Annotated in this window: 6 protein-coding genes; 2 read left to right on the forward strand and 4 right to left on the reverse strand. The window is 53.4% G+C overall.

From position 1 onward, the window contains the following. From ACWVCN_RS10960 to ACWVCN_RS10975, 4 genes are all read right to left on the reverse strand, one after another. Positions 1-1,355: pyruvate, phosphate dikinase (locus tag ACWVCN_RS10960; RefSeq protein WP_455245736.1), on the reverse strand; the 1,355-nt coding region annotated here is incomplete at its 3' end. Between the two features lie 42 nt (positions 1,356-1,397). Beyond that, on the reverse strand, positions 1,398-1,892 hold the full coding sequence (locus ACWVCN_RS10965) for a hypothetical protein (RefSeq protein WP_455245738.1): 495 nt from the start codon (positions 1,890-1,892) through the stop codon (positions 1,398-1,400). Positions 1,893-1,909: 17 nt separating this feature from the next. Continuing rightward, on the reverse strand, positions 1,910-4,078 hold the full coding sequence (glyS, locus tag ACWVCN_RS10970) for a glycine--tRNA ligase subunit beta (RefSeq protein WP_455245740.1): 2,169 nt from the start codon (positions 4,076-4,078) through the stop codon (positions 1,910-1,912). Between the two features lie 10 nt (positions 4,079-4,088). Further along, complete coding sequence (locus tag ACWVCN_RS10975) at positions 4,089-5,015, reverse strand: glycine--tRNA ligase subunit alpha (protein ID WP_455245741.1); 927 nt, start codon at positions 5,013-5,015, stop codon at positions 4,089-4,091. Positions 5,016-5,284: 269 nt separating this feature from the next. Between ACWVCN_RS10975 and ACWVCN_RS10980 the strand changes: the two genes are divergently transcribed. Further along, positions 5,285-5,722, forward strand: a complete 438-nt coding sequence (locus ACWVCN_RS10980; RefSeq protein ID WP_455245742.1) for an RrF2 family transcriptional regulator — start codon at positions 5,285-5,287, stop codon at positions 5,720-5,722. A gap of 2 nt (positions 5,723-5,724) precedes the next feature. Then, positions 5,725-6,561 (forward strand): sulfite exporter TauE/SafE family protein, encoded by an 837-nt coding sequence (locus ACWVCN_RS10985; RefSeq protein ID WP_455245743.1) that lies wholly within the window; start codon positions 5,725-5,727, stop codon positions 6,559-6,561. The last annotated feature ends 674 nt before the right edge of the window (positions 6,562-7,235 follow it).

A 7,235-nucleotide genomic window follows, 5' to 3' on the forward strand; every position in this document is an offset into this window, starting at 1 on the left:
GTCAAGATACCTCGGGCCGCCAACATACCGTGTACGTCGTCCGGCTTAGTTTCCGGCCGGACCATAATCACTTGTTTGCCTTCTTCTTTGGCCCAACGCTCAGCGGTATCGGCGTCGAAAGCGACCACGCCCACGGCCGCGCCGGGTGAAACATTGAGCCCCTTGGCGAAAGGCTGGGTCGCCTTGCGGGCTTCTTCATCCAGTTGGGGATGCAGGAAGAAGTCGACTTGTTCGGGCTGAACTCGTTTGACCGCCTCTTCCTTAGAAATCAAGCCTTCCTCGACCATGTCCACCGCAATGCGCACTTCCGCCTGGGCTGTGCGTTTGCCATCGCGCGTTTGCAGCAGCCATAACTTGCCATTCTCAATGGTGAACTCCAGGTCCTGCATGTTACGGTAATGGCCTTCCAGTTTGCCGGCGATATCCTCAAACTCGCCATACAGTATCGGCATGACGGACTTCAGGTTGCTCAACGGTTCGGTGATACGGATGCCGGCCACGACATCTTCGCCTTGGGCGTTCATCAGGCATTCCCCGAAGAACGCGTGTTCGCCCGAGCTTGGGCTACGTGTGAAGGCCACTCCGGTACCGCTCGTCTCACCCATGTTCCCGAAGACCATTGCCACGACATTCACCGCAGTCCCCCACGAATCGGGGATTCCGTAGAGCCTCCGGTACGTGATGGCGCGGGCACCGAACCAGGATGAGAAGACTGCGTTGATCGCCATGCGCAATTGATCGAGCGGCTCGTCAGGGAACTCTCTCTTTGTCTCCTCCTTCACTAGAGCTTTGAAACTGGCCACCAATTCTCGAAGATGGCGGGCATCCAAATGCGTTTCGTGAGCAACTCCGACTTCGGTTTTTTTGTGTTTCAGAATGGCTTCGAAATGTTCTCGCGGCACCCCCATCACAATGCTGCCGAACATCGAAACGAACCGGCGGTAACTGTCCTGGGCAAACCTATCGTTGCGTGTCTTGGCCGCCAGCCCTTCGACGGTCTTGGTCGTGAGCCCGACATTCAACACGGTATCCATCATGCCCGGCATGGAGGCTCGTGCCCCGGAACGGACCGAGACCAAGAGGGGCCTCTCCGGATCGCCAAATCCCATTCCCATCGAACGCTCGACACGCTTGAGTGCCTGTAAGGCGGCTTCCCACATACCCGCTGAATACTTCTTCCCGAGTTTGTAGTACTCGACACAGGCCTCGGTCGAGATCGTAAATCCTGGAGGCACGGAGATACCCAGGTTCGTCATCTCGGCGAGCCCAGCCCCCTTGCCGCCCAGCAATTCCTTCATGTTCGAAGTTCCCTCAGCCTTGCCGTCGCCGAAGTAGTAGACGTATTTCTTTGCCACGCGTACCCTCTCCTTCTGCTCCACCCGCCGTGGAGACCTAATTCATCCTCGCGGCTCGACCAAGTCGAGCTGCAAGCGATAACGTGCGACGAGGTACCCTCTTGCCCATAGCCCGAACAGTAGTACCGCCACGACAAACAACGCCATCCCCAACAGTCGAAAGTCAGCCTGAATCCCTTGATCAAAATAATAGTGCCCGTCAGGCCCCTGCTGCACCTTCACATCCTTGGCTAACACATGCGGCTTACCCGATGGATCGGCTAAGTTGATCCATTCTGAACAAAGCCGAACCGGTTCGGCAGCGCCAGCCACCCGCTGCCAGGTCAACCGCAAACAAATGTCCTGTTCGGAATCAAACAGGTCCGGCGTCTTAATCAACTCGTCGAGATTGACCCCGCTGACCCACACACCGAAGAGGAGGATGCAGTTACACAACACGATCAGCCCGATAGTCACTGCCATCGAATATCGACGGATTTTTGCAGCCCGATTGTCCTCAACGGACTGCTGATTCATTTGAGGTAAGGCTGGAGGCATCACCCCGCGTGCTCCGCTTAGCTCCCTTGTACCATAATCTTCGAGAAGTCGGCGAACGACTTGAAAAATTCCTCCACATCTTTGAGTAACGACAGGCGATTCCCCCTGAGAACTGCGTCTTCTGTATTCACCATGACTCCCGCAAAAAATGCATCGATCGCGGGCTTGAGGCGAACAAGCGCCTCCAACGCCGAGTCGTAACAGCCCTGGGACATCTCCTGGTCAAAATCTTTTCGGCAAGACTCCATCTGCCGATGAAGTTCTGTCTCGGCTGAATCTTGAAATAGGGCTGGCACAACCGGCTTTCGCTCCCAACGTTCTTTCTCAACGATACGAGATGCGCGTTTGAATCCGATGATCAACGGATCGAACTCCGGCTTCGTCGTCACCGTTTGCAGGGCCTTCATTTTGAGCAGCAGATCGACGAGGTCGAGGCTTGATGTCGATGCTGAGCGCAACACCGCCTCCATGGCATCTTCGCGCAGCCCATGGACCGTTCGCCCATAGTGACGAACCCGCTCAAAAAGGAAATCAACAATCCGCCGTTTCCCCTGCTCCTCATCATCGGGAACCGATTTGAACCCTTGTTCCCGCACTGCATCTCTCGCCTGATCAATGACGGGACTCAAGTCCAACCGCAATTGACTTTCCAACAGAATGCGGACAATTGCCGTGGCGTGCCGACGAAGGGCGAAAGGATCCTCAGAACCAGTCGGGACCATGCCGACATGGAAAAACGCAGCGATGGAGTCGAGCCTGTCTGCCATCGACAGAATCCGACCAGGCGATGATTGGGGCAGTTCCCCTTCGAGTGCTCGAGGCAGGTATTGTTCACGAATGGCCTGACTGACTGATTCGGGCTCTCCCTCGTGTTTCGCGTATTCACCGCCCATGATGCCCTGCAATTCCGGAAATTCCCCGACAATCCCCGTAAGCAGGTCGGCTTTACACAGAACCGCAGCTCGGTCACAGGCCTGCGTCACCCCTTCGTTATCCGGAATCCGTTCTGCAATGAATCGTGCCAATCTCCTGACCCGCTCTTGTTTCTGCGCCATGGTCCCAAGCTTTTGATGGAACGTGACGCCGCTGAGTTTTTTGCCTCGTTCTTGCAATTTGGTCTTACGATCCTCGTCAAAAAAGAACTTGGCATCAGCCAACCGCGCCGCCAGCACTCGCTCGTTTCCGGCCCTGATTAGTGACATATCTTTCAACTGATTATTCGCTACAGCGATGAAGTAAGGCGCCAGCTGGCCCGTTTTCTTATTGCGAACCGAGAAAAACCCTTGATGCTCCTTCATCGAGGTCATCAGAACTTCGGACGGCACGGCCAGATATTCCGGTTTGAAACTACCCAGAACCGCATATGGCCATTCCGTCGTATGGACGGCTTGATCTAGCAAGGAAGCGTCGGCATTCACTGCGATACCGGCCTTGGCAGAGAGTTTTTCTAATTGCCCTTCAATGACAGTCCGGCGCAGATCCGGCTCAACCAGCACACCATGTCGTTCAAGCCCCAGGCGGTAACTCTTAAAATCCCGAACTCTGATCGACCGGCCACCTCCGAGTACACGATGTCCAAACGTACGATCCTCTGCCTTGATCCCCGCCGCTTCTATCGGTAACGGACGCCCACTATACAATGCAACAAGCCATCGCACCGGCCTGGCAAAACGCACGCCGGTCTCATTCCACTTCATGGCTTTCGAGAAAGAGAGTTGCCCGATGAGCTGGGGAAGAAGATCGACCAGGACCGACCTGGTAGGGCGACCCGTATCCTGCTTGATAGCGAAAAGATACTCGCCTTTGGGAGTCTGCCGGACTTGCAAATTTTCCACCGAGACTCCCTGGCCTGCCGCAAAACCGATGGCTGCTCTGGTGGGTTGTCCTGTCGAATCAAAAGCCACATTCTTCGAAGGCCCTATCGCCTCTTTGACAACAGGCGCCTGGTGAGTAGCAAGTCCCGTAACTACCAATACCAACCGCCGAGGCGTCCCGTATGTCCTCACGGATTGACTGGTAAGCCTTTCCTCCACGAGCGCCCGCTCTACATTTTGCTTGAGGGAATCCAGGGCTGGCTCAATAAACTCATAGGGAAGTTCCTCTGTCCCAATTTCAAGTAAGAGTTCCCCCGATTCGGCTCGTCCTGCTGGTTTCTTGTGGGGCTTCTTCGTGGGTGATTTCTTCATAGCCAACAGCTTACCGGCCGATAACCTCTGCTTTGCCTCGACGCCCCTTCGTCGGCCTACTACGTTCAATGAGCGGATGCCCCATGGCAGTGCGTTCTTCGATATATCGCTCCGCACATTGTCTGGCCAAGGCACGAACACGGGCAATATAGCCAGTCCGTTCCGCTACGCTGATCGCTCCGCGCGCATCAAGGAGGTTGAACACATGCGAAGATTTGATGCAGTAATCGTAAGCCGGCAGGGTCAGCCGCTTATCGGTTCGCGCGAGCAACCGCTTACACTCGCCTTCATACGACTGGAAGGCCTGCATAAGCAGGCTCACATCGCCTTCTTCAAAATTGTAGCGGGAGAACTGCACTTCCGTCTCATGATGGATGTCGCCGTACTTGATGTGATCGGTCCAGGCCAGGTCGAAGACATTGTTCACTTGCTGAAGGTACATCGCGATCCGTTCGGTCCCGTATGTAATCTCTCCCGTTATCGGACTCAACTCGATGCCCCCGATTTCCTGGAAGTATGTGAACTGAGTAATTTCCATCCCGTCTAGACGAACTTCCCATCCTAGCCCCCAGGCTCCGAGCGTAGGAGACTCCCAGTCGTCCTGGATAAAACGGATATCGTGCTGTTTAGGATTAATGCCAAGCCGGGCGAGACTTTCCAAATAGAGGTCTTGAATATTGTCTGGAGAAGGCTTGAGCACGACTTGATACTGATAGTAATGCTGCAAGCGATTCGGATTCTCACCGTAACGGCCATCGGTTGGGCGACGGCAGGGTTGCGGGTAGGCCGCACGCCAGGGCTCAGGCCCAAGGGAGCGGAGAAATGTGGCAGGATGGAATGTGCCCGCCCCCATTTCTAGATCATATGGCTGGTGAATGACACAGCCTTGATCTGCCCAGAATCGATGTAATGTGAGGATCAGTTCCTGGAAGGTCACTTGGAGTTGAACCTCTGATTCAACGGGTAGTCGTCCTCACACGAGAAAGGAGCCAGAAGCTACCAGGAATACGTAGAAACTGTCAAGAAACAGCCTCACAGATCAATGAGTTGTATAGAATCTTCGGCCATCTCCGTTCGGCTGAAATTGTTAATCCAAGACAATATAGACTCCCAGTCATTGCCTTGTATATTGACTTGACTATCTCACAATCACCATTTTATTCTTGTTAAACTTGATTAACTTACTCGTGTTTTGTCTTTTCTCACATGAAACTGTCAAAGAAAAGCGAATATGCCTTGCGAGCGCTCCTCGAACTTACGCAAGCTCATGGGAACGCAACCCTTCAAAGGCAAGCAATCGCCTCACACCAGGGCATCCCTATCGAATTCCTCGAGCAAATTCTCCTCTCACTCAAACGAGCAGGGCTGCTTTCCAGTCGACGTGGCGTAAACGGGGGATACAGGTTAATGAAACCGCCTGACCAGATTACCTTGGGTCAAGTGATCCGTATTCTTGACGGACCATTGGCTCCCATTGCCTGCGTCAGCAAGACCGCCTACCAAAAGTGCAACGATTGTCCGTACGCCGATAAGACATCCTGCCCCGTCCAACAGGTCATGAGTACGGTCCGTGATGCCATTGCCGGAATCTTGGATCACTACACGCTCGCCGATTTTGCCGCAGGCTCTCCCCAGAAAGGGTGATTATGGATCTTGTCGTACTCGTCCTTATCACGTTCACCGCCGCCACGGTCAATGGTGCGCTGGGCTATGGATTCTCCTCTATCACCGTTCCCGTAGCCTTACTCTTTTATACAAATCGAATCTTGAATCCCGCCCTCGTGCTCGTCGAACTCGTCATCAACAGTTACGTGCTGTTCATCAACCGTCGCAGCATATCGAGTATCTGGTGGCGCGTCGCACCGATACTCATCGGCCTCGTCATCGGCGTCGGCATCGGGAGCTATATTCTCTCTTTCATTCATCCAGCTTGGGTGAAATTCGTGACATACTTTTTCCTGCTTCCACTTATCTTGCTCCAGGCTGCAGGAATCCGAAAACCTATTCAGTCAGAGAAAACCATTGCTGTTCCGTTTGGAATTGGAATTGGGACACTGTACTCGGTCACGACAATCTCAGGACCTCCACTTGCGCTGTTGTTTAACAATCAAGGTTATGCGAAACAAGACTTTCGCGCTGCGCTGGGCGTCATCCGAGTCGCGGAATCAGTCGTAACCGGAATCGCGTATTACTTCATTGGACTGTACAGCGCAGGGAGCATGGAGATTATTCCGTATATCGTACCAAGCGTCCTCATCGGAATTCCTCTTGGGACCTTCCTCATTCGTTGGATGGACCCTGAAATGTTCAGGCGCATCTGCATGGCGTTCGATGGCCTCATTGTAGGGTTTGGACTTTCTCGCGTATTGGGAGAATTGAATCTAGCCTCACCTTTCACGACGTACGGCATCCTCTCCATAGTTGTCGGGATCAACGCTTATCTGTTGTATCGATTCTTTCGAGAGCGACCCGCGCCAGCTTGAAATTTTCAGCCCTGCGTCTTCACGGTCCGCTCCACACCACCCAGTTGTGAGGCCCTTCAGGCCATTATGCCGCCATAAATCATAGCTGCCTTTTCCTCCCGATTCTCGTCAGAGTCTCCGGCCAGGATCCAACACGACTTACATCACCTATTACACCGGCAATTTCCCAACCTTGTTCAAAAACGGACTACGTATGGAGGCAACTTCCTACCTTATTTCCCCCTAAAGACAAGCTTTATAAATAACTTCTAACTTATTAATATATATAATTAATTACACATTTTAACACGAGGCATGCCGCTTGCTGAGCCTCTAGCCCGATGTGTTCGGCAGCGGGTACCTTTCACTTCTCGCTTCAACCGAATCCCTCAACTTTGCAATTAGCTTTTCTTGAGAGAGGAAGCATTGCTCGTGATGTTTGTGTTCTCGGTACCCTCGTGCCTTGAAAATATTCGGAAACTAGCCATCGTGAATGGCACTGCCATTCGCACCCGTATCCTCCCCCTTACAATCTTTATTGCGTCTTGCATTCTCCCGGCATGTGGTCCTGGCGGCGAAGATCTGAATGGCCCCCTCATCTCGCCAGGCGCACCTTTAAGCGCCACAGGAAGTGTCACGTTGTCCTTAGCTTGGAACGCGGTCCCAGACCCGAGCGTGACAGGGTACATTCTGTA

It is taken from the genome of Petrachloros mirabilis, assembly GCF_975968855.1.